A 26,088-nucleotide genomic window follows, 5' to 3' on the forward strand; every position below is an offset into this window, starting at 1 on the left:
ATTGCATCACCGCCGCGCCTTTCACGGAGATACCCATGAACTTCCTCGATGGATCGTTGTTCCCCGAGAACCAGCCCAAGCTGGTGATCACCGCCGCGCCGTACGGACCGGAGTGGTTGCCGTCGGACTTCCCGGAAGACATCCCGGTGACGATGGAGGAGCACATCCAGAAGGCAGTCGATTGCTACAACGCCGGCGCGACCGTGCTGCACCTGCACGTGCGTGAGCTCGACGGCAAGGGCTCCAAGCGCCTGTCGATGTTCAACGAGTTGCTGGCCGGGATCCGATCGCGCGTGCCCGACATGATCCTGCAGGTCGGCGGTTCGATTTCGTTCGCACCGGAAGGCGAGGGCAACGTAGCCAAGTGGCTGTCCGACGATACCCGGCACATGCTCGCCGAGCTGACGCCGGCGCCGGACCAGGTGACGATCGCCATCAACACCAACCAGATGAACGTGGTCGAACAGATGTGCGAGGCCGACCTGGCCGGCACCAGCCTGGGCACGCCGGAGGGTTACCGCGCCTATCGCGAGATGACCATCCCGGCCGGTCCGGAGTGGGTCGAGGAGCATATCCGCCGACTGTCGGCCAATGGCATCCAGACCCATTTCCAGCTTGCCAACATCACCCAGCTGGAGACGGTCGAGCGCATGATGCGCAAGGGCACCTGCAACGTGCCGTTGATCCTGACCTGGGTGGCGATCGGTGGCGGTTTCGATGCGCCGAACATCTACAACCTGGCCAACTTCGTCCGCGGTTGCCCGGATGGATCGGTGTTGACGCTGGAGTCGTCGATGCTCAACGTGCTGCCGCTCAACATGATGGCGATCGCCATGGGCCTGCATGTGCGCTGCGGCAACGAGGACAACATCTGGACCCAGCGCCGCGACCGCAAGATGGGCAGCGTCGAGCAGATCGAGCAACTGGTGCGGATCTCGCGCGAGTTCGGCCGCGACATCGCCACCCCGGCGCAGGCGCGCGGAATCTACAGGATCGGGACCTTCTACAAGGATGCCGAGGAGACGCTGGCGGAAAATGGCTTCGCGCCGAACCGCCGGCCTGTCTGGAAGGGCGTGCCTCAGCCGGTCTGAGGCAGCCCGACTCCCGCCTACTGAATTGCAGGTTCGACCCATGGCTTACCACTCCCTTCCGGATCACGGCAACGACGACCCCGGCGCACGGATTCCGAGGCGGTATGCCTGGGTCGTGTTCGGCCTGAGCTTTGGCCTGCTGCTGTCGGACTACATGTCGCGACAGGTGCTCAATGCCGTGTTCCCGCTGCTCAAGCAGGAGTGGGCGCTGACCGATGCCCGCCTCGGGCTGTTGAGCGGCATCGTCGCGCTGATGGTGGGCTTGCTGACGTTCCCGCTGTCGCTGCTCGCCGACCGGTTCGGGCGCGTGAAGAGCCTGGCGCTGATGGCGGGCATCTGGAGCCTGGCCACGCTTGGCTGCGCGCTGGCGCAGCAGTACCCGCAGATGCTGGTCGCGCGCTTCTTCGTGGGCGTGGGTGAAGCGGCATACGGCAGCGTCGGCATTGCCGTGGTGCTGTCGGTGTTTCCGAAAGACATGCGGGCAACGCTGACGGGCGCCTTCATGGCCGGCGGCATGTTCGGCTCGGTGCTGGGCATGGCGCTGGGCGGGGCCGTGGCCGCACACCTTGGCTGGCGCTGGGCATTCGCCGTGATGGCCCTGTTCGGGCTGGCGCTGGCCTTGTTGTATCCGATCATCGTCAGGGAAAAGCGCATCGCGCCGCCCGCACTGGCTGCGCAGCCGCGCATCGACACGCCACCGGCCGCACGGATTCCACTGCGCAGCCTGGTCAACAGTCGTTCGGTGGTCGGAGCCTACATCGGCAGTGGGCTGCAGCTGTTCGTCGGGGGCACGGTCATCGTCTGGATTCCCAGCTACCTCAATCGTTACTACGCGATGGCGACCGACGTCGCCGGGGGCGTATCGGCCATCATCGTGCTGGTCAGCGGCATCGGCATGATCGCCTGCGGCATGCTCAGCGATCGCATGTGCCGCAATGCGCCGGAACACAAATTCAACCTTGCCATTGCCTACAGCCTCGGCAGCTGCGCGTTGTTGTCGCTAGCATTCGCGCTGCCGCACGGCACGCCGCAACTGGTCATGATCGCGCTGGGCATGGTCCTGGCGGCCGGTACCAGCGGTCCTGCCGGCGCGATGGTCGCCAATCTCACGCCGCTGCCGATCCATGGCACCGCATTCGCGACGCTGACGCTGGCCAACAACCTGCTCGGCCTCGCCGCAGGGCCGCTGGTGACCGGGCTGCTCGCCGATGCACTGGGCCTGGCGAAGGCGTTCCAGCTGGTTCCGCTGATCAGTGTGGCGGCCGCCGCGGTGTTCTATTTCGCCAAGCGCCACTACCTGACCGACGTCGAGCACGTGGGGACGCAAGCGCGCTGCGCGGCTGGCATGCAGGCGCAGACGTGAGCACCAGCAAGCTCACGATCGGCATCCACTTCGACCTGATCTGCCCCTGGTGCTTCATCGGCAAGCACCAGTTCACGATGGCGCGGGGCAAGTTCATGCAGATGTTCCCGGCGGTCGGCGTGGAGACGCTGTGGCACCCGGTGCAACTGCTGCCCGACGTGCCAGCGCCGGGGCTGCCATTCGCCGCGTTCTACGAACGGCGGCTGGGCTCGGCCGAAGCGGTTCGGCGACGGCAGAAGCAGGTCGCGCAGGCGGCCAGCAGTGTGGGTCTCGAGCTCGACTTTTCTGTCATCGAACGCATGCCCAACACCGCGCGTGCACACCATCTGCTGCGACGTGCCGCGACCCTGGGCGAGCCGGGGGTATACGAGGCGCTGCTCGATCGCCTGTTCGCTGCGTACTTCCAGCATGGCGAGGACATTGGTGATGCGGCGACGTTGCGGTCGCTGGCGGCGGCCGTCGCCGTGCCTTGCCATATCGTCGACGCGGCGCAGGCAGATGCAGGGAACGTTCCGGTCACCGCCGCCGTCGAGGGCGTGCCGCACTTCGAGTTCAACGGGCGCTTGTCCCTTTCCGGCGCCCGAGATGCCGCAATCCTGCTGATGGCCATGAGCAAGGCCGTGCAGGTACTCCCTGAAAGCGAAGGCGCGGAATCGTAAGACAAGGCGTACGAGGACACAGCCATGACCACCCAATCGACCGTGCTCATCGTTCCTGGTCTGCGTGAGCACGTGCCGGAACACTGGCAGACGCTGCTCGCCGCCGGGTTGCCCAAGGTGCATACGGTGCCGCCGCCGGAGCTGGACAAGCTCAGTTGCACAGCGCGCGTGGAGGCGCTGGATCGTGCGATGGCCGCCATCGATGGCCCGGTAATCCTGGTCGCCCACAGTGCGGGCGTGATGATGGTCGCGCACTGGGCGCTGTCGTCACGGTCACATCGCCCGATCAAGGGCGCATTGCTGACCACGCCGGCTGACGTGGAGGTCCCGTTCCCGGTCGGCTATCCGACACTGGACACGTTGCGCGAACACGCCTGGCTGCCGATTCCGCGCGGTCGACTCGGGTTCCCAAGCCTGCTTGCGGCCAGCCGCAACGATCCGCTGTGCGCGTACTCGCGTGCGCAGTCGCTGGCGCACGACTGGGGCAGCGAGCTGGTTGACCTGGGCCAGGTCGGCCATCTCAACCCCGCCGCGGGTTTCGGCAAGTGGCCGCAGGCACTGGAACTCGTCGCCCGACTGGACGGCGCGTAGCCGCCCAAGTCACTCAGGCCTCTTCCGGAAACCGGTAATCGCGGAACTGCTCGCGCAGCGCCGCCTTGTGCAGTTTCCCGGTCGCGGTATGCGGCAGCTGCGGCACGAACAGCACGTCGTCGGGGAGCCACCATTTGGCGACGCGGTCCTGGAGGTAGCGCAGCACGGTCTCGCGCTCCATCGTCTGGCCGGGCTTGACGACCACCAGCATCAGCGGTCGCTCCTGCCACTTCGGGTGGGCGATGCCGATGACGGCCGCTTCGGCGATGGTCAGGTGGCCCATCGCGGCGTTCTCCAGCGCGATGGAGGAGATCCACTCGCCGCCGGACTTGATCACGTCCTTGGCGCGGTCGGTGATCTGCATGTAGCCATCGCGGTCGATGGTCGCAACGTCACCGGTGTCGAAATACCCCTCGTCGTCCAGGATCGATCCGCTGTCGTCACGGTAGTAGGCACCAGCGACCCATGGACCGCGAATCTTCAGGTGGCCCGCTGCCTGGCCGTCGTGGGGCAGGCGACGCCCGTCCTCGTCGGTCAGCTTCAGGCTGACGCCGAACACCGGGCGACCTTGCTTGGCCTGCACTCGCAGTCGCTCTTCGAGCGGCAGCGAAGCGTGCTCGGGCAACAGGTTGCACACGGTGCCGACCGGTGAGGTTTCGGTCATGCCCCAGGCATGGACGACGAACGCACCGAAGTCGCGTTCGAACACTTCAGCCATCGCCCGCGGCGCCGCGGCGCCGCCGATCACGACACGGCGCAGCGCCAGTTCGGCGGACGGCTGCAGGCCTTCGCTTGCCACATGCTGCAGCAGCATCATCCAGACCGTGGGCACGCCCAGGGCGAGGGTTACCCGCTCATCGCGCAGCAATTGATAGACGCTTGCGCCGTCGAGGGCGGGGCCGGGCAGGACCAGCTTGGCCCCGCTCATGGCGCCGGCGTAAGGCATGCTCCAGGCATTGACATGGAACATCGGGACCACCAGCAACGCTGTTTCGCCCCTCGAAACTGCGAGGCTGTCGACGGTGCAGGCGCCGTAGGCGTGCAGCACGGTGGACCGGTGGGAGTACAGAACGCCCTTGGGCATGCCGGTCGTGCCCGAGGTGTAGCACAGTGAGGCGGCGGCACGCTCATCCAGATCCGGCCAGTCGTAGCCGGCGGTCTGCGCCGCGAGCAGTTCCTCGTAGCACAGCAGGCCGGGGATGGCGCATTCGGGCATGTGCGCGCGGTCGGTCATCACCACGAAGTGGCGAACGCTCGCCAGCTTCGGCAGCAGCTTCTCCACCAATGGCACGAAGCTCAGGTCGAAGAACAGGACCGTGTCTTCGGCGTGGTTGATGATGTACTCGAGCTGCTCAGGAAACAGGCGCGGGTTGGCGGTATGCAGCACCGCACCCATGCCGGACACACCGAAGTACAGCTCCATGTGGCGATAGCCGTTCCACGCCAGCGTGCCGACGCGGTCGCCGCGCTGCACGCCCAGGGCGGTCAGGGCGCTGGCCGCCTGGCGTGCGCGTCGATGGATGTCGCGGTAGGTGCACCGGTGCACCGGGCCTTCGACCGTGCGCGAGACCACTTCCGCATCCGGGTGGCAAGCCACCGCATGCTCGATCAGGGACGAAACCAGCAGCTTGTGGTCCTGCATCAAACCCAACATGTCATGCCTCCACTTTGCGCAGCAGGAAGTGCGAGAGCGCGGGAATGAGGACCAGTGCGCCGATCATGTTCCACAGGAACATGAAGGTCAGCAGGATACCCATGTCGGCCTGGAACTTGATCGGAGAGAACGCCCAGGTGATGACACCCGCGGCCAGGGTGATGCCCACCAGGGCGACGACCTTGCCGGTGAACATCACCGCATGCCGGTAGGCCGCGGCGAGCGGCACGCCCGCACGCTGCTGGCCCAACTGCACGCTCAGCAGGTACAACGCGTAGTCGACGCCGATGCCGGCACCCAGCGCGATCACCGGCAGCGTGGCGACCTTGACGCCGATGCCCAGTCCGACCATCAGCGCCTCGCACAGGATCGAGGTCAGGATCAACGGCAGGACCGCCACGACCACCGCGCGCCAGCTGCGGAACGCCACGAAGCACAGCAATGCGACCGCGCCATAGACGTACAGCAGCATCGAGCGGCTGGCACTGCTGACCACTTCGTTGGTGGCCGCTTCAATGCCCGCCGAACCGGCGGCCAGCTTGAAGGTCACGTCGCGATCGTTGTGGCGCGCGGCAAAGTCCTCGGCGATGGCGGCCACGCGCTTGAGCGAGTCGGCCTTGTGATCGGCCAGGTAGGCGATCACCGGCAGTACCGTGCACTGCGTGTTGAACAGATCCGGGTTGAGCACCGTGGCCTGCTGACCGGAGTAATTGATCACGTCCTGGTTGCGGTTGATGGTCAACCACTTGGGGTTGCCCTCGAACGAACCAGCGGTGATGTTGCGCACCGCATCGACCAGCGACACGGTGGTCTGCACCGACGGATCCTGTTGCAGTGCCCAGCCCAGGCGATCGGCCTGGATCAGGGTCTTGTAGTTCAGGCAGGCGTCCTTGGGCGTCTTCACGATCACCGCGAACAGATCGCTCGACAGCGCGTAGTTGGCGGTGATGAAGGCGTTGTCGAGGTTATAGCGCGAGTCCTTGCGCAGCTCTGGCGCGCCGGGGTCGAGGTCGCCGACCTGCAGGCCGCGACTGATCCACAGGCCGCCTGCCGCGAGCAATACGGCGCAGCTGATCGCTGCTACTGCCCAGCGCCGTTCGGTGAACCGGTCCAGGATGTTCCAGAAGGCGCCGAAGCCGCGCCCGCGTGCTTCTTCGTCTTCCTCGCGCAGGCTGCGCCTGGCCGCTGCCGGACTGACGCCGACATAGGACAGCAGCACCGGCAGCAGGATCAGGTTGGTGAACACCAGCACGCCGACACCGATGCTGGCGGTCAGTGCCAGCTCCTTGATCACAGGGATATCGATGGTCATGAGCACGGCGAAACCGACCACGTCGGCCAGCAGCGCGGTCAGGCCGGCAAGGAACAGGCGACGGAAGGTGTAGCGAGCGGCGATCAGCCGATGGGTGCCACGGCCGACGTCCTGCATGATGCCGTTCATCTTCTGCGCACCATGGCTGACGCCGATGGCGAAGATCAGGAAGGGCACGAGCACGGAGAACGGGTCCAGCTCGAAGCCGAGCAGGCGAACCAGGCCCAGCTGCCAGATTACCGCGACCACCGAACAGGCGACCACCAGCACGGTGCTGCGCACGCAGCGGGTATACAGGAAGATGATCAGCGCGGCGATGAGGGCGGCGCCGAGGAAGAAGCTGGCGACCTTGACCAGGCCTTCGATCAGGTCACCGGCCAGCTTGGCGAAGCCGATCACGTGGATCTTGACCTTGCCGTGCCCGACGGCCTCGTACTTGGCGCGGACGCGCTCCTCGAGCTGCTGCGAGAACGCGTGGTAGTCCAGGCGCTGGCCTGTCTGCGAATTGCGCTCGAGCAGCGGCACGAACACCATCGTCGAACGGAAATCGTTGGCGACCAGGTTGCCGACGATATTGGCGCGGCGGATGTTGAGCTTTAGCGCATCCACCGACGCCGGCGTGCCGTCATAGTTGTCCGGCATCACCGGCCCGCCGACGAACCCCTCCTCGTTGACCTCGCTCCAGCGCACGGCCGGGGTCCAGATCGACTTCATCCAGGCGCGGTCGACGTCCTGCATCAGGAACACTTCGTCGTTTACCTGCTTGAGGACTTCCAGGTAGTCCGGATCGAAGATGTCGCCCTGGGTGTTCTCGACCACCACGCGCACCGAGTTGCCCAGGCCGCGCAGACTGCCGCGACTTTCCAGGTAGTTCCTGATGTAGGCGTGGCCGTGCGGAATCATCTTCTCGAAGCCGGCATTGATCGCCAGCTTCGTCGCCTGGAATCCGAGCAGCACGGTCAGCAGCGCGCAGGCGACGACGATCAGCAGCCGGTGATTGAAGATGGCGCGCTCGAAGAACTGGCCCGAGCGATGGTCGAAGCCCTCGATCGAGTGGACGACCGGCATGTCGTCGAGCGGCGTGTCTAGCTTGTTCAAGCGCATATCCTCTCGGACAGTCGGTTTACAGTTCAGGGCGTACGACGCGCACGCCACGAAGTCCGGTCAGGACCACGGCATCGCCGGACACGGCCAGTCCGGTGCAGGGCATTGCGCCCTTCAGGTCGAGGCGACGGAAATGCACACCGTCGTCGCCGCTCACCAGTAGGTCACCCGCCATCGAGCACAGCAGCAGTCGTCCGTCGGGCATGACCTGGCCGGCGGTGATCGAGGCGGTGGTGCCGGTGTCCACCGATTGCCAGTGCTTGCCGCCATCGCGTGAGCGATAGGCCGTGCCCTTCAATCCGTAGGCGAGCACGAGCCCGGGCCTGGTGAGCAGGCCGAAATAGCTGCCTTCGTACGGGGTTTGCAGTGCGTCGAAGCGGGACGTCGCCGGATCGAAGCGCAGCGCCAGTCCCAGTTCACCGACGATATACAGACCGTCGCTACTGCCACGAATGCCATACAGGTGGTAGAAGCGATCGTTCTGGGTGTGGTCGATCCACGGTTCCCAGGTCTTGCCACCGTCGCTGGTGTGGAAGATCAGGTTGTAGGCGCCGACGACAAAGCCTTCGTTTGCATTGGCGAACCAGACATCGAGGAACGGCCGGCTCGGGCCTTCCGTCGCTGCGCGCTCGGCCTCGGCCTTCAGTGCGTCGAGCAGGGAGATATCGGTGGTCGCGGGCAGTTGCCGGACGTACTCGAGCATCAGCGTATTGGCGCGACGGCCATCGAGCTGGACGTTCCAGGAAGCGCCGCCATCGGCGGTGTGCAGAACCACGCCATCGTGGCCGACCGCCCAGCCCTGACTTGCGTCGGCGAAATGCAGTGCGGTCAGGTCGGCGCTGACGGGGACCTTTGCCTGGTGCCAGGACGTGCCGAGGTTGTCGGAGTAGACGATATGACCGCGCGCACCGGCGACGACCAGGCGGTTGCCGGCCACGGCGCTGGCTTGCAGCGCGCGTTGCGTGGCCAGTGCACTGATCGTGGCGGGCTGGTCGAGCACATCCGTGAACGTGGTTCGGCCGGGGGCCGACGAAGCGACGGATGCGACCAGCAGCGTCGCCAGTCCGGCCATGGCGGCGTGTCCAAAGCGAAGGTGATTCATGTGTGATTTCGTTCAGCGACAGGACTTGGAAGTGCAGACCCCCGGCGGCGGCAGACCGCCGCCGGAGGTCGTGTCCGTCAGGACTCAGCGGACACCGGCACCGGCCAGTGCATCGGGCGACCACTGGTTGACCGGGAGCGGGTTGGTGTAACGGATGCCGTCGTACGGCCCCATCAGGAAGCTGATGTTGTAGACGCCCGAGGTCAGGTCGTAGAACACCTGGGTTTCGGCATTGGGCGTGCGCGTGTCGTAGCTGGGCGACATGTGCGCGAACGATGCGCGGTAGAGGCGGCCGTTGGCGTCGTACTGGTCGGCGGCCAGTGCGGTCCAGCTGTCCTCGTCGAGGTAGAACGTGCGCTTGGCGTAGATGTGGCGCTTGCCCGGCTTGAGCGTGGCCTCCACGACCCAGACGCGGTGCAGTTCCCAGCGCACCAGGTCGGGATTGACGAACTGCGGCGTGGTCACCTCCGCGGCCTTCTTGGCGTAGGTAAGCCGGTAGGTGTTGTACGGAACCAGCATCTCCTTCTTGCCCACCAGCTTGAAGTCGTAGCGGTCCATCGAGCCGTTGAAGAGCCAGGCATCGTCGTAGGTGGCCGAGCCGGCGGTACCCGGATTGGGCGTGTCATAGGAGATGTCCGGCGCGAGCTTCACGCGGCGCTGGCCGGGCAGGTACAGCCATGCGCGGCGCGGGCGCTTGAACGGATTGACCACGTCGATCGCCATCAGCGCTTCGCCGGCGCGGCGTGCCGGTGCGTTGTAGAAGATCTTGGTGCGGAAGTAGACGTCGGTTTCTTCCGCCGGCTTGGTCGCCGCCGGATCGTAGTAGGGATACTCGACGAACAGCTTGCCGCTGGTGGCCAGCGCCGGCGTGCCGGACGCGTCGACGTTCCAGTTGTCGTACTTGAAGTTGCTGGCAACGCCGACATAGCGCAGCAGGTGGTTCCACATCGCCTCGTAGCCGCTCTTGGGAATCGGGAACGGATAGCCGCCGATGGCGCCGGAGATGCCCAGGCCGCCGTCCTTGGTGCTGGCGCGGGTCGCGTTGGCGGCGGTGTTGTCGAGCACGCGGTCGGGCAGGGCCACGGTGCGGTGGCTCGGGTACACGTCGATGCGGTAGTTCGGGTATTTCTTCAGCAGCGCACGCGCGCCGACGGTCAGTTGGCCTTCGTACTGGGCCATGTTCTTGGCGGTGATCGTCAGGCGCGGCTTTTCAGTGGCGAAAGGATCGGTGCGAATGGAGCTGCCCGCCTTGAAGCTGGCCGGTGGCGTGGCCAGGCCGCCGGTGTAGGCCGGGATGGTGCCGTCGGTGTTGCCGCCGGTCTCGGCGCCGACGCGGGTCAGGCGCGTGCCGAGCTGCTTGGCCTCGTCGGCGCTGACGGCTGCCTGGGCGTTGCCGAGGACGGCCAGCAGGGCGCCGGCAAGGAGTGTCTTGGCGAAATTCATGATGTGTTCCTCTACAGATGTCTGGAGTGCTTCAGAGCGTGGTCTTGAAGGTGAAGACCACGAAGCCGCGATCCGTCAGCAGCGAGTTGGCGCCACCGTATGAAGTGATGGCGTTGGTGGGACCGGTGGTGGCGTTGCCGAGGAAGTCGACGTACTTCAGATCGAAGCGGTACTTCGAGTGGAGGTCGACGGCGACGCCGACCGAATAGCTGCCGGCGCCCTCGTTGCCGCCCAGCAGCACGGCGGAGTTGCCGCTGATGCCCTGCGAGTAGCTGATCGGCACGGACAGGTCGGCACCCGGGAACACCTGGTACCTGGTCGGCGTGAAGTTGACGGCCAGGCCGTAAAAGTCCTTGGTGACCTTGTCTTCCGGCGTTACCGGCGTGCCGTCGGGACCGATGACGGTGTAGTTGCTGCGGCCCTTGAAGACCGCGGCGCCTTCCTTCACGTCGCTCCAGTGGTTCCAGGTCAGTTCGACGATCAGGTTGGCGGCATCCCAGATCGGTGTGTCGGAGAAGCTGGCGAAGCCGTTGAGCACGCCATGCCAGGTCGAACCGCGTGCGCCGCCGGATTCGCCTTCCGTGGGTGCTGCAAACAGGCTGCCCGGCGGCAACGACGCGGCCAGCGGTGCCAGCGACGCCGGCAGCACGCTCACCGTGTCGCTCAGCAGCGGCATGTTCTCGCGGTAGTTCAGCTCGGCACCGACGCTGACGCCCCACAGGTTCTTCGACAGGCTCAGGCCATAGATCTTGATGTCGTCGGCGTAGGCGGCGGCATAACGGCCGATGGTGCCGCCGAGCACTTCCGGCACGGTTGCTGCCGAGGGGTTGATGTAGCAGGTGGTTGCATTCAAGGGCACCAGGCCCAGCGCGGTGCACAGGGCAGCAGGCGTGCCCGGGCGGACGGCCGGGGTTGCGTTGCCCTGCGGCAATACGTCGGCGGTGACGCGGTAGTAGGCGCCGAGCGTGCCGTCGAGCCACTGCGGGCTCCAGCGCGTCGACAGGCCAAAGTCGCCGTGCTTGTCCGGGTCGCTATCCTCGCCGCGCACCAGGCGGTTGATGCCCAGCGGATTGGCTGCGGTCACCGGCGCGGCACTGAAGATGAAGGACTCGCCACCGCGGAGCAGGTGATCGTTGAAGCCGAGGAACGAGCCGGCTTCGGGGATGCGCGCCTGTTCCCAGTCGAAGAAGTACTGGCCGGCGAAAGACAGCTCCGGGGTGAACTGGATCTGCGCGGAGATGGCTTCGCGCGGCAGGAACAGCTCCTTGGCTTCGGTGCCCGGGACGGAGAACAGCTTGCCCAGGTCCAGTGCCGACTGGCCGTAGCTCAGGCTGTGCACCGGGTTGAGCATGGCCTCGCCCCAGAACACGGTGTGGCGGCCAAGCTTGACGTTGACCGGCACCGCGCCGACGTCGAACTTGCCGAACACGAAGGCGTCGAGGATCTCGCCCGACGGGCCGTGGAAGAAGCGGTCGGTTTCGTCGCTCAGGCCGATCGCTGCGCGGCCGTCACGCAGGTGGTTGGACGTGCCGACGTTGACGTTGTCGAGGTTCTCGTAGGCCAGGTCATACCAGCCTGCGGCGCTGACGCGGAACCCCAGGCGGTCCTGGTAGACGAAGTCGAACTCGCTCAGCAGGTCCAGGCGCTCGGACACCATGCCGGTGTCGAAATTGCGGTCGCCGTCGTCGTAGTTCGGGCTGTTGAGGATCGAGGTGTCCTGGTTCTCGACACGATTGGCCAGGTTGACGCGGATCGTGTTGTCCCAGCGCAGGACGATGTCCGGATTACCGGTGTCGATCTCCACTGCACCGGCGCTGCCGGTGGCCGCCAGCGCGGCCGTGATCATGGCGCTGAGCAGGCGCCTGGGCGCCTTTGGTACTGCCTGGTTTGCGTTCAATGACTTCACTGCACCCCGCCCCCGTGGTTGTGTTCGAAAGTCCTCCGGGCCGACCGTTCTTTCGCGGCGGCAACCGAATGGAGCGATCGACTATAGGGAGGCAGGGGGGTGCAAATTTTTACAAACAGCGTCATTGACTTGTCATTTCATGACAAGCCTTCTGGAGCGTTTTCATGAACAGCGATGTGTTTTCCGCCTGGCACTGTTGAGGACGGGGCAGTGCTTCGCGGACCTTCACTTGGCTGCGTCAGGGCGGCCAGTCGACTGTCGTCCGGAACGCGGTGAGGGATCTGCTGTTGCTGTTGCGGCTTCGGCATTTCGTTGCCCGGTCTTCGGCGGCCCTCACCCCAACCCCTCTCCCGCAAGCGGGAGAGGGGCTTCTCACCCTCATTGCTGCCCGTCATTCCCGCGAAGGCGGGAACCCAGCGACGTTGCTCTTATGCCCGCCATTCCCGCGAAGGCGGGAATCCAAGCGACGACGTTGCTTTCACATCGGTCATTCCCGCGAAGGCGGGAACCCATGGACGTGTCGCAGTACAAAAGCAAATGGATCCCGGCGTTCGCCGGGATGACGGTGACAAGGCGAACGGGCCACGGGCCCGCCGCTCTTCTGGCGTCAGCCGGCAAACAGTGCGTTGATCGCCCCATACCCCATGACATCGGCAGAGGCCGTGCCGCGGCCGCTGCGCAGGAATTCCATGGCTCCGGCTCGGGTATGGGCGAAGGCTTCTTCCGAGAGGCTGGAACCGGCGCTCAGTCGACGCACGCCGAGTGTCTCCAGCGTCGCCGTGTCGGGCAGGGTGGGGCGCAGCATCACGTTGAGCGGCAGGCCGGCGCGCGAGGCGACGGCGGCGATCTCGTCGCCTTCCGTCAGGCCCGGCACGAACAGACCATCGGCGCCGGCTTCGCGATAAAGCGCGGCGCGTGCAAGCGTCGGTTCGACGCGTTGACCCGCAGGCGCAAGGCCACGCAGGTACACGTCGGTGCGCGCATTGATGAAGACCTCCAGACCACGCTGTGCGCATTCGCGCTTGATGCGGCCGATCTTCGCGCACAGCAGGTCCGGCGTGCCGGCGCCGTCCTCGAGGTTGATGCCGACTACGCCGATGCCGGCCAGCCGCACGACGTTGTCGGCAACGGTCGCCGGATCCTCGGAGTAGCCGCCCTCGATGTCGATGCTGAGTGGAACCGCGATCACGCGTGCGATCGCGGCAGCCGTGGCGGCCAGCTGCGCGATGGGCAACTGGTCGCCGTCGGCGTAGCCATTGGCCCAGGCCACGCCGGCGCTGGTGGTGGCGATCGCCTTTGCGCCGAGGCTCTCGATCAGGCGCGCACTGCCGGCGTCCCACGCGTTGGGGAGCAACAGCAGGCCACTGGCATGGAGCTGGCGGAACTGCGATGCGTGCTGGGCGTTGTTCGACATGACGTCCTCGGGGGGCGGTTATGTGGGATGTCCGAAGCGTGGCACAGGCGCCGGGCGCTTACTGGCCGCTTTCGGACACGTTCGCTGCAGCCGCGGGCGAAGCGGCATCCCAGCCGCGCAATGCCTTCTCGACGGCATCGACGCCGCGCACGGCAGCGCTCGCATCGACCTGGTCGATCGTGTCCTTGTCGCTGTGGATGACCGACATGACTTTCGCCGGCGCGGCGGGCTTCTTGCCGGCATAGGCTTCAAGTACCAGCTTGATTTCGTCGGCACCTACCAGCGAGTACGAAACGGCTGGCCAACCGGCACGAATGAAGGGCAGGTGGTCGGTGGGCGGGTATTGCTCGCCCGGCGAGAAGCCGATGCCGACCGACTGCGTTGCGGTCCTGCTGGTGTCGACCAGTGCCTGCTGGCCCTGCGCAGGCGCCATCATCCATAGCGTGTCGCCCCAGCCGAACACGTCGAAGTTCACGTACAGCGCAGGCTTGACCTTGCCTGCTGCGACGTAAGCCTTTGAGCCGAGCAGACCGGCTTCTTCCAGGTCCCAGAACGCGATCGCGACGCGATGATGCTGCAGCGGCTGCGCGCGTAGCCGCTGCGCGAGCGCCAGCACGGTGGCGCTGCCGGAGGCGTTGTCGGTGGCGCCCTTGCCGAGTTCCACGCGGTCGGAGTGGGCGCCGATCAGCAGCAGCGGTGCGCCGTCCGGACCGCCGAGATCGGCGATCAGGTTCTCACCCTCGCGCTTGCCGTCCACGAATGCTTCCTTGCGCCAGGTGATGCCCATCGCATCCATTCGCTGCGTGATCGCGGCGCGTCGCTGTGCATTGGCGCCGGCGTCGGAAATCGCGCGCACATCGCCAAGCCACTGCGTTGCCGGGCTATCGACGGCGGGCGCAACCACCGCGGCGACGGTGGGGCGCGTTGCCTGCGTGGTCGGAGCGCATGCGGCAACCAGGAGCACGGCAAGAGCGGGGGCGAGCTGACGCATCTGATCGAATCCTTGTCGGGAAAGTCCGCAGTGTGCCCAAGCTTGCGCCCAGTGCAATGGGCCATTGGGCCTGCCGGGTTGCGCCCCCGTAAGGTGGCGCGTAGCCTCGGAACCGGCGAAAAACTGCCCGGGGAAAAGGATGAGCATCCGAGTTTTCATCGTAGACGACCATGCGCTGGTCAGGACGGGCATGCGCATGATCCTGTCGGCCGAGACCGACATCGAAGTGGTGGGGGACGTGGAGAGCGGCGAGCTGGCATTGCCGATGATCCGCAAGCTGCAACCCGACGTCGTGCTGTGCGACCTGCACCTGCCCGGACTGAGCGGGTTGGAGGTCACCGAACGCGTGGTGCGTGGCGATCACGGCACGCGCGTGATCATCGTCTCCGTGCTCGAGGACGGGCCCATGCCCAAGCGCCTGCTCGAGGCCGGTGCGTCGGGGTACGTGGGCAAGGGCGGCGATGCCAGTGAGCTGGTGCGGGCCGTGCGCGACGTCTCACGCGGCAAGCGTTATCTGGCCAGCAGCATTGCCCAGAACCTGGCGCTGTCAGGGATCGCCGGCGATTCGTCGCCGTTCGACGAACTGTCCCCGCGCGAGCTGGAAGTGGCGCTGTTGCTGGTGCAGGGCCTGCGCCAGGACGATATCGCCAAGCGCCTGAGCCTGAGCGCCAAGACCGTCAACACGCACAAGGCGCGGCTGTTCGAGAAGCTCGACATCCACGACAACATCGCGTTGGCGCGCATGGCCAGTCGTTACGGCCTGGTGGATCCGGTCAACGCGCTCTAGCGTGTCGCGCCTGCGAACCAGGCGCTGATCCATACCCCGGAAACAGGACTGGCCGCCGATGGCGGCCAGTCCTGCTGGTGCGCAACGCGGAAAGGCTGACGCCGATCAGGCGTGGCCTTCCTCGTGCTTCGGCTCGCTGCCGCGCTTGTCGAGTTCGTGCGCGGCCAGGTCGGCTTGCTCGTCAACAGCCGGCTCGTCAACAGCCGGCTCGACTGCGGCCGTTTCTGCGCTGGCATCGGCGCCAGCGACGGCGGCATCGGCCGCTGCGGCAACCGGCTCGACTTCGACCGGTGCAATGCCTTCCTGCGGAAGTGCGTCGAACAGGCCCGCCGTGCGCGGAATGTCCGCCACCGACGCGGCCGGTGCGACCGGGCGCGAGTCGGTGATCTGCACTTCGTCGATGCGTGCCGACTTCGCCGGCTCGTCCTGCACGTCATCCTGTACGGACGGCGCTTCCGGCAGGCTCTCCGCGACGGGCGCTTCGACCGCCGTAGGCGCTTCGATCGCGACCTGTTCCGGCACGGTTTCGACCACCGGTTCGGCGACAGCGTCAGCGACTACAACCTTCGCTTCGACGACCGCTACCGGGGTGACCGGGGCAACGGCCACTTCGTCGTGCTTCGGTGCAGCCGTTTCGATCGTCGCAACCGGCGCCTCAGGCTCGACGGCCGGGGTAGGGGCGGTGACGGGTTCGGCCTTCACGGCCTCGACCACCACCGGTGCAACCGCTGCCACTGCAGCCACGGCGACCGCGGCCGGAGCGACGGCAGCAGGCTTGGCCACTTGCGTGCCCGAATCGGCCTCGTCATCGAAGTCGAACTCGGGCTGCGAACGGTTCGCCCCGACAGCCGGTGCCGGAGCGTGCTCGCTGCCGGTGTCGTCTTCGTCATCGAGCAGGTGGTCATCCTGCATGCCGGCTTCTTCGCCACCGGCCGTGCCTTCACCACCACCGCCACGACGACGACGACGACCACCACGACGACCGCGGCGACGACGACCGCTGCCTTCGCCGGCGGCTTCGCCAGCGACGGCTGCGTTCTCGCCGGGGTTGGTCGCGGCGACAACGCCCTCGACCTTGGCGGCTTCGACGGCTTCACCAGCCACTGCGGCGGCGACGGTCGCCGGCGCGGCGGCTGCGATGATCGCGGCCTCCGTCACCGGTGCTGCTTCCGGCTTGGCTGCGACAGGCCTGGGCTCGCGCGGCGGACGCGGCGCGGCTTCGCCCTGCGCCTGCTGCTGGGCCTGCGCCTGCTGGCGCTCTTCGGCCTGCGGTTTGGGCGGCCTGGGCTGCTGCTGTTGCTTGGGCTGCTGCTGCTGTTGCTGCTGCTTGGCCTGCTGCGGCTGCTTGGGCTGGTTGCCCTGGGCCTGTTGCTTGTCGCGGCGCTGCTCGTCACGACGCGGCTCGTCACGACGTGCCTCGTCACGACGCGGCTGCTCGTCACGGCGGCCATCGCGGCCACCTTGCTTGCCGCCGCGGCCATCGCGGCGCTGTGCGTTGCGGTCATTGCGACCGCGGCCATCCTGCGGACGCGCGGCCGGGGCGGGCTGCGCGGCAACCGGCTGGCTGCCTCGGAAGAAACGCAGGATGCGCTCGACCACGCCGATCGAATGGGTCGGCGTGGCGACCACGGGGGCCGGTGCCGGCATCTGATCGACCGGCTGCTCACGCGGCTCGCGCAGCGGGGCAGGCTGGGCCGGCTTGACGTTGGTCACCGCCGGGGTCGGCGGGATGTTCAAGTGGGCCTTGGTCAGCGCATGCGTCGGCAGCTTGCGCGGGGTGCCACGCTGGTAGCTCGGCTTGCTCGATTCCTCGCCCAGCTCGTTCTCGCGGATGCGCGTGACTTCGTAGTGCGGGGTGTGCAGCTGCTCGTCGGCGACGATCAGGATCGGCGCATCGTGGCGCTTCTCGATCTCGCTCAGGGCGCGGCGCTTTTCGTTGAGCAGGTAGTTGGCAATCTCGGTCGGAGCCTGCACCAGCACCTGGCCGGTGTTCTCCTTCATCGCGTGCTCTTCGGCCAGGCGCAGGATCGACAGCGACAGCGACTCGACGCTGCGCATACGGCCATGGCCTTCGCAACGCGGGCAAACAATCTGGCTCGATTCGCCCAGCGACGGACGCAGGCGCTGGCGGCTCAGCTCGAGCAGGCCGAAGCGCGAGATGCGGCCGATCTGCACGCGCGCACGGTCCTGCTTGAGGGCGTGGGCGAGGCGGTTCTCGACGTCGCGCTGGTGCTTGTTCGACGCCATGTCGATGAAGTCGATCACCACCAGTCCGCCGAGGTCGCGCAGGCGCATCTGGCGGGCGACTTCCTCGGCCGCTTCCAGGTTGGTGTTGAACGCGGTCTCCTCGATGTCGCCGCCCTTGGTGGCGCGCGCCGAGTTGACGTCGACCGCGGTCAGCGCTTCGGTCTGGTCGATCACCAGCGCGCCGCCCGACGGCAGGCGCACTTCGCGCTCGTAGGCGTTCTCGATCTGCGACTCGATCTGGAAGCGGTTGAACAGCGGGGTGTCGTCGGTGTAGTGCTTGAGCTTGCGCAGGTTGTGCGGCATCACCTGCTCGACGAAGTCGCGCGCCTCGGCGTACATCTCCGGCGTGTCGACCAGGATCTCGCCGATGTCCGGGCGCATGTAGTCGCGCAGGGCGCGGATGATCAGACGCGATTCCTGGTACAGCAGGAACGGGGCCGGCTTGGTCAGCGCAGCCTCGGCAATGGCCTTCCATACCTGCAGCAGGTAGTCGAGGTCCCACTGCAGCTCTTCGGCATCGCGGCCGACGCCGGCGGTGCGAATAATGACGCCCATGTCGTCGGGGATGTCCAGGCTGTCCATCGCCTGCTTGAGCGCGGCGCGGTCGTCACCCTCGATCCGGCGCGAGACGCCGCCGGCGGTGGGCGAGTTGGGCATCAGCACCATGTAGCGGCCGGCCAGCGAGATGAACGTAGTCAGGGCGGCGCCCTTGTTGCCACGCTCTTCCTTGTCGACCTGGACCACGACTTCCTGGCCTTCGCGCAGCAGTTCACGCAGGCCGGCCTTGTTGTGGTCGACGCCGGCCTGGAAGTAATCGCGGGAAATCTCCTTCAGCGGCAGGAAGCCGTGGCGCTCGCCGCCGTATTCGACGAAGGCGGCCTCGAGGGAGGGTTCGAGCCGGGTGATGCGGCCCTTGTAGATGTTGGACTTCTTCTGTTCTTTCGCCGGTTGCTCGATGTCGATGTCGTACAGGGTCTGGCCATCGACGGTGGCGACGCGCAGTTCTTCTGCCTGCGTCGCATTGATCAGCATTCGCTTCATTGTTGCGTTCCTCGCGCGCTCCTGCGCGTGGTCGGCGCAGGACGCATGCGTCCTGCAGCCGCGGAACGCCGTGGGCGTTTCGCCTCTGGATACCGCAAGCCTGCCTCTGCCAGGGAATGATCCGGGCGCGGCGGCTTCAAGTTTTCCAGCGCTACGACACCACGGCACGCCGCGGGAGCGCTTGTCTCTATTTTCCTGGTACTAGGGCCGGCGGCGCGAACGCCGCACGGGACGTGTTCATCACAGGTGGTTTGACCCACCGGGCGGGAACCGGTTCCGCCGGACCATCGCTGCTAACATGGCTACCCCGGGGGCAGTGGTTAGACGCGGACCGGAATCGCAGGACAGGGGCTTTCGGCCTTTGAGTGCAAGTTCCTGCGAAATCAAAACCTTATCTCGCGTCGCGAGTGTATCAGATAACCTCCCCCGGATGACCCATTCAGCCTCCCCCAACCCCGGCCCGGCGCCTCGCCAGGACGCCAGCCAGGTCCGCACCGTCCGTGTCCCCGACGATCGGGCCGGGCAGCGCCTGGACAATTTCCTGCTCGGCCAGCTCAAGGGCGCGCCCAGATCCCTGGTCTACAAGCTGGTCCGCTCCGGCCAGGTCCGGGTCAACGGCGGCCGCGCCAAGGCCGAGCGCAAGCTCGAGGCCGGCGACGAAGTGCGGATCCCGCCGGTTCGTCTCAGCGAGGTAGGCGACAAGCCGACGCCGCCGAAGGGACTGCTCGATGCCCTCGAGGCGGCGATCGTGTTCGAGGACGCGCGCCTGCTGGCCCTGAACAAACCGGCCGGCCTGGCCAGCCACGGCGGCAGCGGCATCAGCCACGGCGCCATCGAATCGCTGCGGGCGCTGCGGCCGAACCAGAGCCTGGAGCTGGTCCATCGCCTGGACCGCGACACCTCGGGGCTGCTGGTCGTGGCCAAGAAGCGCTCGGCCCTGACCGAACTGCAGGCGCTGATGCGCGAGGACCGCGACTACGACGGCATCGGCATTCGCAAGCGTTACCTGGCGCTGCTGACCGGGCGCATGCCCGACGGCGTGATGACCGTCGATGCACCGCTGCACGTGGGTCTGCGCCAAGGCGGCGAGCGCCATGTCCAGGTCAATCCGGCGGGCAAGGCCTCACTGAGCCACTTCAAGGTGCTCGAACGCCGTGGCGGGCAGTCCTATTGCGAGGTGCGGATCGAGACCGGCCGTACCCACCAGATCCGCGTCCACGCCCAGCACATCGGCCACGCGATTGCCGGCGACGACAAGTACGGCGACGCCGAGGTCAACAAGCGGCTGCGCGATCAGGTAGGCCTGAAGCGGATGTTCCTGCACGCCTCGACGCTGGAGTTCTCGCTCGACAACGGCAAGACACCTTACCTGCTCAATGCGCCGCTGGCGCCGGAGCTGATCGACGTGCTCGACCGGTTGACATAGCCGCACCCCGCTGCGTCACGTCATCCCGGCGAAAGCCGGGACCCAGGCCCGTAGCCCATCCGCCTCGTCACCGTCATCCCGGCAAAACCGGGATCCCTCTGCCGTTGCGGAGGACTACTTGCCGCCAGCGCGACGCCGCTGCTCGTCGAGCGCGAAGCACGACTGCGGCCGCACCGCCGGCGGCCGGAAGTTCACCGGCACCTGCAACTTGCTCGACTGCGCCACGCCACCGCGCGTGGCCGGCTTGAAGGTCCAGTTGCGCACGCCTTCCAGCGCGGCCTTGTCCAGCGGTGCGATGCCGCTGCTGCGCAATACATCGGCCGAAGCAACCTTGCCGTCCGCACCCACCGACAGCGCCAGCAACACCTGGCCGCCGATGTTGTCGCAGGCCAGTTCCTCGGGATACCCCGGGGGAGGCGTGTCGACCGCCATCAACTCGGTCGGTGCGACCGCCGCCGGTGCCGGCTGATCGGGCGCCTTGTGGCAGGCGCCCAGCAGCAGGGGCAGCGTGACCGAGGCCAGCGCGACAAAGCGGTGGCGGCGAAGCGTACTCATCGTGTCCATGCTGACTGCCTCGGGGAATGTGGAATGTGCGGGCGCGGTCAACCAGCCAGGGCGTCGGCCTTGGCCGCGCAGATGAAGTCGTTCTCGCTCAGGCCTCCGACGTCGTGGGTCGAATAGCGCACCATGCAGCGGTTGTAGTGCACGCCGAGATCGGGGTGGTGGTCCTCGCGGTGGGCCATGAATGCCAGCGCGTTCACGAACGCCATGGTTTCGTAGTAGTTGCCGAACGAGTACGTCCTGGTGAGCGCATGCCCGTCCTCGACCAGCTCCCAGCCCGGAACCTGCGGCAGCAGTTCGCGGATGCGAGCTTCACTGAGCCGGTGTTCGCTGCCACGGCGGGCGAGGCAGTGGGCCTGGGCGAGGGGGACGAGGTCGTTCATCGGCAAGGATTCCTTCACGCGGCCCGCCGACTGAACAGATGCCATCGTCGGCGGTCATTCCAAGGGGGCGCACCATCGTGCTGCGCGGACCCCGGTAGAATAGCCCCCATGATCAACATTTCCGAATCCGCCCAGCGCCACTTCCTCAAGCTGATCGAGCGCGAGGCCCTGCCGGGCCTGGGCGTGCGCCTGTCGGCGGTCCACGCCGGCACGCCGCGCGCGGACGTGCGCCTGGAGTTCGCCGAGCCCGGCGACCTGCAAGGTGACGAGTGGGCGGTGGACTGCGAAGGCTTCACGGTGTGGCTGGATGCCGCCAGCGTGAAGTTCCTCGACGGCGCCCAGATCGATTACGAAACCCAGGCCACCGGTGGCCAGCTGCAGATCCGCGCACCCAAGATCAAGGGCGAGGAGCCGGCCGAATCGGCCTCGCTGGTCGAGCGCGTGCACTGGATTGTCGAGCACGAGATCAACCCGCAGCTCGCGTCCCATCGCGGCAGTGTCGCCGTGCAGGAAGTCACCGCCCAGGGCGTGGTCGTGCTGCGCTTCGGTGGCGGCTGCCACGGTTGCGGCATGGCCGACGTGACCCTGAAGCAGGGCATCGAGAAGACGCTGATGACCAAAGTGCCCGGAGTGACCGCCGTGCGTGACGCCACCGATCACGAGACCGGCGACGCACCCTACATCCGCCGCGATTCGGCGGCCTGAGCAGGGCGCGGCGACGTAGATGTTCTCCGCCGCCGAACTGATCCACGCCCTGCAGCGAAGGCTGCAGTTGATTTCGCCGCACTTGCGGCGCCCACCGGGTGAGTTTCCGCCGGGCTGGCAAGCCTGGTTCGCGAGCATGCACGAGCGCCTCGGTGCGGTTCGCGGCGCGACTGCGGATGCGTTCATCGAGGTATTCCTTGCCCGCCCGCTGTCCGTTCCGCCGCCAAAGCGCATTGGCGACCTGACCCGCTGGCAGTCCTTCGCCACGCTGTGGCGGCAGGACTGGCACGGCGATGTGAAGCAGGACCGCATCGATCGGCGCGTGCACTGGTTTGCCGCCGTGTTCACGGTGCTCTGGCACGTGTTCTTCGCGGCGATGCTGCTCTATCTGATGTACCTGCGCTTCATGGCCGTCAGCGCACTGCAACCGCAGGGCGAAGAAGTGGTCATGGTCGAGTACGTCGGCAAGGGCACGCCGAAGGAACCGGGCGGCGGTCCGGGCGAGCCGGGCCAACAGCCACAGCAGCAGGTCCAGCAGCAACCGCAGCAGGCCGCCGCTGCCACGCCTACCCGGGAGACCGCGGCGACCACGCCGAGCGCACCGCTCACCCCGCCCGAGGTCGCGACGGCGGCACCGACCGTGGACGCGCCGATCCCCGAGGTCGCCCAGCGCGAGGTTCCCGAGCCGCAGTTGCCGCCACCGGCTCCGACAGTCGAGCAGCCGGTCGCAGTCAGCGAACCGACGCCGAGCGAACCGACCGTGTTCGTCCTGCCGCCGACGCGGCGGCGCCCGCCGGAAGCGGTCGTGGTGGCTCCGGAGCTGAGCACGGCGACGCCAACCGTGCGCACGGCGGAGGTGGCCGAACCGGTGCAGCCGATCCGCCCAAACATCACCCCGCGCGACGTCGCCGCACCTTCCATCGAGCAGCGCCAGCGCGATGTCGCCGTTCGCGAAGTGCCCGTGCCCGTGCAACTGCCGCCGGCACTCGTGCGCGCGCTGCCGGCGCCGGCAGTACCGGTGCCGGAAGTGCGATCGACCACCCCCACGATCCGCACGGCCGAGATTCCGACCCCGCCGACGCCTGCACCTTCGTCGCCGGCGCCCGCCGTACCGGCGCAATCGCCTGCACCCGCAGCCAGCGCGCCTGCTGCCAGCGCCGCAACGGCAGCACCGGCGACCAGCCCGGCGACGACGGCTGCCGCCGCCAGCACTTCGTCTGCGCCTGCCGCAGGCACGCCCGGTTCCACGCAGCCGAGTCCGGCAGCGCCGGCCGGGAGCGGCACGCAGCCCGTGGCCGGCGCCGGTGCCGGACCGAAGCCGGCGCCCGCCGCCGGAACCTGGTCGACGCCGACGCATGGCGACGATTGGGGCGAATCGATCCGCAATCGTCCCGGCGGCCAGCGTGGCGAGCAGCCCGGGCTCTACAGCAGCGACGGCAGCGTGCGGATCGCCGATGCGCCCGGTTCGGCTTCGCCGGGGCAGCCGCCGGGCACGATCACCGAGGAGATCAAGGACCTCGACCGGGCCGGCACGTGGCTGCGTCGTAAGCCGAACGATTTCGAGCCGACGAGCTTCGACAAGTACTGGGTTCCCAACGAGTCCCTGCTCGCCGAATGGGTGCGCCGGGGCGTGAGGAAGGTGGCGATTCCGATCCCGGGTACCGGCAAGAGCATCGAGTGCGTGATCTCGATGTTGAGCCTGGGCGGCGGTTGCGGCATCAGTGATCCCAACCTCAACGACCAGCCTGCCGGCGCGCGACCGCCACCGGCGATACCGTTCAAGCCGGCGTTGCAGGAAGACAATGGCTCGGTGAAGCCGGCAGGCGGCTGAGGCGGTTTCGCGACCCTCACCGTCATCCCGGCGAACGCCGGGACCCATTTGCTCCTCGCCTGAAAGCGGAAAGACAACGTCCCTGGATCCCCGCCTTCGCGGGGATGACGGTGTGTGGAGTGCAGGATGTGGTTGGGATGGCGTGACGACGCGCACGAACGAAAAAGCCCGCCGAAGCGGGCTTTTCCGTTATATCGCGCGTCGAGGCGATCAGTGTGCGTTGTGCAGGTCGCGCAGGTTGCTCTGGCGCGAACCGAAGTACGCGGCCAGGTCGGCGATCTGCTGGTCGGTCAGGTCCTTGGCCTGACTCGACATCAGAGCGTGCTCGCGGTCGCCGTCGCGGTAAGCCTGCAGGGCGTGGGCGATGTAGTCGTAGTACTGGCCGGCGAGCTTCGGGTAGGTCCCGTCGATCGGGGCATTGCCTTCGGCGCCGTGGCAGTCGACGCAGGACTGGCCGGTGGCCTTGCCCTTGGTGCTGGCCAGCTGTTCGCCGGCAGCGATGTGACCGGCCGGCAGGCCGGCGGACGAGGAGGTGTGGCCTTCGCCGCGGTCGGCGGCGGAGTGCTCGGCCGGGGTGTCGGAACTGGAGCAGCCGACCACTGCAAGCGAGGCGAGCAGGGCAATGGCGAGGATCTTGTTCGTCATGGTCTGCTCACTCACTTCAGGGACGAAAGGAAGGCGGCGATATCGGCGATGTCCTGGTCGGAGAAGCTCTGCGACTGGGCCTGCATCGTCGGGTGCTTGCGCGCGCCCTTCTTGTATTCGTTCAACGCGTTGACCAGGTACTCCGCCGACTGCCCGCCGATCTTGGGCACGTGGAAGTTCGGGTAGGCGTTCTTGTAGCCGGTGATGCCGTGGCAACCCTGGCAGGTGTAGGTCAGCTGGTGTCCCTTGGCGGCATCACCCTTCACAACGGCGGGCGCCGTGGTTGCGGTGGCAGCGGCCGGGGCAGCGGCGGGGGCCTGGGTTTCCTGGGCCGATGCGACGGACGCAGCGGTGGTCAGCAGGAAGCAGGCGGCGATCATCAGCGGTCGCATCATGTCGTAGTCCGCAATCTCGAATGGCTAGCGAAAGGTTCTGAAGCTGGCTGCGCGTGGCCGTCCGTCGGGAGGGCCGCGCATAAGTGCGCAAGTATAGCCTGCGATATCGATGCAACGAAGCGGTGCCATTTTGCATCGATGGTTGTTGCGGTCGTCGAGAACTGTCCCTACGGTTCCGCCCGCGACATGGCTCCAGTCACCATGACCTTCGGCGGATGTTGGTGAACGGGGCAGGTGATATACCTATCTACAACACCGGCATACGGTCCGGTAAACAGCCACCTTGGGGTTCAATTCATGCGTCATCTCTCCCGAAATCGCAGCCGTGGTTTTGCCCGCGCCGCTGGCCTCCTGCTGCCCTGCCTGGCCCTGTCGAGCGCCCTGCTGCTGGCTTCCTGCAAGGGCGGTGGCGGCCCTGGGGAAGCCCAGGCCAAAGAGGGCGAGAAGGGTCCGGAGGCCGTTCCGGTCGAGGTCGCCAAGGCCTCGCGCCGTGCGGTCGCGGCCAGCTATACCGGTACCGCGGCCCTGGAGCCGGTGGCCGAATCCCAGGTGGTGGCCAAGACTTCGGGTGTGGCACTGAATGTGCTTGTCGAGGAAGGCCAGCAGATCCGCGCCGGCCAGACCCTGGTGCGCCTGGATGCCGCCCGCTCGCAGCAGCAGGTCGCCCAGACCGACGCCCGCATGCGCAAGCTCGAGGCCAACTACTCGCGCGCCAAGCAGATGGCCGAGCAGAAGCTGCTCAGCGCCAACGACAACGACCAGCTGCGCTTCGACCTCGAAGAGGCCCGCGCGGCCAACCGCATGGCCAACCTGGAGCTGTCCTACGCGAACGTGGAAGCGCCGATCTCCGGCGTGATCGCCTCGCGCTCGATCAAGACCGGCAACTTTGTCCAGATCAATACCCCGATCTTCCGCATCGTCGATACCTCGCGCCTGGAAGCCACCCTCAACGTGCCCGAGCGCGAACTCGTCACGCTCAAGGCCGGCCTGCCGGTGCAGATGCAGGTCGATGCGCTGCCGGGCAAGGTCTTCACCGGCACCGTCGATCGCGTAGCGCCGGTGGTGGACTCCGGCAGCGGAACGTTCCGCGTCGTGTGTGCGTTCGCCGGCGGCGGCGTGCTGCAGCCGGGCATGTTCGGCCGCATCAAGATCGACTACGACCAGCGCGCCGATGCCCTGGTGGTCCCGCGCGTGGCCCTGCTCGAGGACGACGGCGACCCGGCGGTGTTCGTCGTCAAGGGCGACAAGACCACCCGGGTGCCGGTCAAGCTGGGCTACATGGACGGTTCCTGGGCGGAAATCCGCACCGGCGTGAAGGTGGGTGACCAGGTCGTGGTCGCCGGCAAGACCGCGCTGCGCGACGGCACCGTCGTGCAGGTGCTGGGCCAGCCGGCGAAGAAGGTCGCGGCCGCCAAAACCGAAGCCAAGAAGCAGTAA

General features: G+C 67.0%; 21 protein-coding genes. 9 read left to right on the forward strand and 12 right to left on the reverse strand.

Annotation, left to right across the window (positions count from 1 at the left end):
• Positions 1 to 35: 35 nt before the first annotated feature.
• From AC3A3X_RS05540 to AC3A3X_RS05555, 4 genes are read left to right on the forward strand one after another with little or no spacing between them, the layout of a single operon-like run.
• A complete protein-coding gene (locus AC3A3X_RS05540; RefSeq protein WP_487582043.1) occupies positions 36 to 1,091 on the forward strand; it encodes a beta-keto acid cleavage family enzyme in 1,056 nt (351 codons plus the stop codon).
• A 40-nt stretch (positions 1,092 to 1,131) separates the two neighbouring features.
• Positions 1,132 to 2,454, forward strand: a complete 1,323-nt coding sequence (locus AC3A3X_RS05545) for an MFS transporter (RefSeq protein WP_487582044.1) — start codon at positions 1,132 to 1,134, stop codon at positions 2,452 to 2,454.
• Positions 2,451 to 3,113, forward strand: coding sequence for a DsbA family oxidoreductase (locus tag AC3A3X_RS05550; RefSeq protein WP_487582045.1), 663 nt, complete (start codon positions 2,451 to 2,453; stop codon positions 3,111 to 3,113). Before AC3A3X_RS05545 ends, AC3A3X_RS05550 begins: the two co-directional genes overlap by 4 nt.
• A 24-nt stretch (positions 3,114 to 3,137) precedes the next feature.
• Positions 3,138 to 3,704 (forward strand): RBBP9/YdeN family alpha/beta hydrolase, encoded by a 567-nt coding sequence (locus AC3A3X_RS05555; RefSeq protein WP_487582046.1) that lies wholly within the window; start codon positions 3,138 to 3,140, stop codon positions 3,702 to 3,704.
• A gap of 13 nt (positions 3,705 to 3,717) precedes the next feature.
• On the opposite strand, the gene AC3A3X_RS05560 is transcribed toward AC3A3X_RS05555, so the two are convergent.
• The 7 genes from AC3A3X_RS05560 to AC3A3X_RS05590 form a co-directional block, all read right to left on the reverse strand.
• Positions 3,718 to 5,358: a 3-(methylthio)propionyl-CoA ligase gene (locus AC3A3X_RS05560; protein ID WP_487582047.1), complete on the reverse strand. Its 1,641-nt coding sequence runs from the start codon at positions 5,356 to 5,358 to the stop codon at positions 3,718 to 3,720.
• Between the two features lies 1 nt (position 5,359).
• Positions 5,360 to 7,768 carry an efflux RND transporter permease subunit gene (locus tag AC3A3X_RS05565; protein WP_487582048.1) on the reverse strand — a complete coding sequence of 803 codons (2,409 nt, stop codon included), beginning with the start codon at positions 7,766 to 7,768 and terminating at the stop codon, positions 5,360 to 5,362.
• Positions 7,769 to 7,793: 25 nt separating this feature from the next.
• Positions 7,794 to 8,876: a WD40/YVTN/BNR-like repeat-containing protein gene (locus AC3A3X_RS05570; RefSeq protein ID WP_487582049.1), complete on the reverse strand. Its 1,083-nt coding sequence runs from the start codon at positions 8,874 to 8,876 to the stop codon at positions 7,794 to 7,796.
• 84 nt (positions 8,877 to 8,960) lie between these two features.
• Positions 8,961 to 10,319 (reverse strand): DUF1329 domain-containing protein, encoded by a 1,359-nt coding sequence (locus tag AC3A3X_RS05575; RefSeq protein WP_487582050.1) that lies wholly within the window; start codon positions 10,317 to 10,319, stop codon positions 8,961 to 8,963.
• A gap of 31 nt (positions 10,320 to 10,350) precedes the next feature.
• The gene (locus tag AC3A3X_RS05580; RefSeq protein ID WP_487582051.1) at positions 10,351 to 12,216 is read right to left on the reverse strand and encodes a DUF1302 domain-containing protein; all 1,866 of its coding nucleotides are present in this window, start codon (positions 12,214 to 12,216) and stop codon (positions 10,351 to 10,353) included.
• 616 nt (positions 12,217 to 12,832) lie between these two features.
• Entirely contained in the window at positions 12,833 to 13,639 is an 807-nt protein-coding gene (locus tag AC3A3X_RS05585; protein ID WP_487582052.1) for an isocitrate lyase/PEP mutase family protein, read from the reverse strand.
• A gap of 58 nt (positions 13,640 to 13,697) precedes the next feature.
• Entirely contained in the window at positions 13,698 to 14,630 is a 933-nt protein-coding gene (locus AC3A3X_RS05590) for a M28 family metallopeptidase (protein WP_487582053.1), read from the reverse strand.
• A 139-nt stretch (positions 14,631 to 14,769) separates the two neighbouring features.
• On the opposite strand from AC3A3X_RS05590, the gene AC3A3X_RS05595 reads away from it, so the two are divergent.
• Complete coding sequence (locus AC3A3X_RS05595) at positions 14,770 to 15,417, forward strand: response regulator (RefSeq protein ID WP_487582054.1); 648 nt, start codon at positions 14,770 to 14,772, stop codon at positions 15,415 to 15,417.
• Between the two features lie 105 nt (positions 15,418 to 15,522).
• Here AC3A3X_RS05595 and rne read toward each other — a convergent pair whose 3' ends face one another.
• A complete protein-coding gene (rne, locus tag AC3A3X_RS05600; RefSeq protein ID WP_487582055.1) occupies positions 15,523 to 18,705 on the reverse strand; it encodes a ribonuclease E in 3,183 nt (1,060 codons plus the stop codon).
• A gap of 430 nt (positions 18,706 to 19,135) precedes the next feature.
• Here rne and AC3A3X_RS05605 point away from each other — a divergent pair, with 430 nt between their 5' ends.
• Positions 19,136 to 20,131, forward strand: a complete 996-nt coding sequence (locus tag AC3A3X_RS05605; protein ID WP_487582056.1) for an RluA family pseudouridine synthase — start codon at positions 19,136 to 19,138, stop codon at positions 20,129 to 20,131.
• Between the two features lie 114 nt (positions 20,132 to 20,245).
• Here AC3A3X_RS05605 and AC3A3X_RS05610 read toward each other — a convergent pair whose 3' ends face one another.
• Positions 20,246 to 20,686: an energy transducer TonB gene (locus AC3A3X_RS05610; RefSeq protein ID WP_487582057.1), complete on the reverse strand. Its 441-nt coding sequence runs from the start codon at positions 20,684 to 20,686 to the stop codon at positions 20,246 to 20,248.
• A 47-nt stretch (positions 20,687 to 20,733) separates the two neighbouring features.
• Positions 20,734 to 21,075, reverse strand: a complete 342-nt coding sequence (locus AC3A3X_RS05615; RefSeq protein ID WP_487582058.1) for a 4a-hydroxytetrahydrobiopterin dehydratase — start codon at positions 21,073 to 21,075, stop codon at positions 20,734 to 20,736.
• A 108-nt stretch (positions 21,076 to 21,183) separates the two neighbouring features.
• Between AC3A3X_RS05615 and AC3A3X_RS05620 the strand changes: the two genes are divergently transcribed.
• Both AC3A3X_RS05620 and AC3A3X_RS05625 read left to right on the forward strand, forming a co-directional pair.
• Positions 21,184 to 21,780 carry an NfuA family Fe-S biogenesis protein gene (locus AC3A3X_RS05620; RefSeq protein ID WP_487582059.1) on the forward strand — a complete coding sequence of 199 codons (597 nt, stop codon included), beginning with the start codon at positions 21,184 to 21,186 and terminating at the stop codon, positions 21,778 to 21,780.
• Positions 21,781 to 21,799: 19 nt separating this feature from the next.
• On the forward strand, positions 21,800 to 23,611 hold the full coding sequence (locus AC3A3X_RS05625; RefSeq protein ID WP_487582060.1) for a hypothetical protein: 1,812 nt from the start codon (positions 21,800 to 21,802) through the stop codon (positions 23,609 to 23,611).
• A 210-nt stretch (positions 23,612 to 23,821) separates the two neighbouring features.
• Here AC3A3X_RS05625 and AC3A3X_RS05630 read toward each other — a convergent pair whose 3' ends face one another.
• On the reverse strand, positions 23,822 to 24,256 hold the full coding sequence (locus AC3A3X_RS05630) for a c-type cytochrome (RefSeq protein ID WP_487582061.1): 435 nt from the start codon (positions 24,254 to 24,256) through the stop codon (positions 23,822 to 23,824).
• An 11-nt stretch (positions 24,257 to 24,267) separates the two neighbouring features.
• Complete coding sequence (locus AC3A3X_RS05635) at positions 24,268 to 24,648, reverse strand: c-type cytochrome (RefSeq protein WP_487582196.1); 381 nt, start codon at positions 24,646 to 24,648, stop codon at positions 24,268 to 24,270.
• 300 nt (positions 24,649 to 24,948) lie between these two features.
• Between AC3A3X_RS05635 and AC3A3X_RS05640 the strand changes: the two genes are divergently transcribed.
• A complete protein-coding gene (locus AC3A3X_RS05640; protein WP_487582062.1) occupies positions 24,949 to 26,088 on the forward strand; it encodes an efflux RND transporter periplasmic adaptor subunit in 1,140 nt (379 codons plus the stop codon).

This window comes from Lysobacter sp. Soil_N_23, assembly GCF_057656135.1.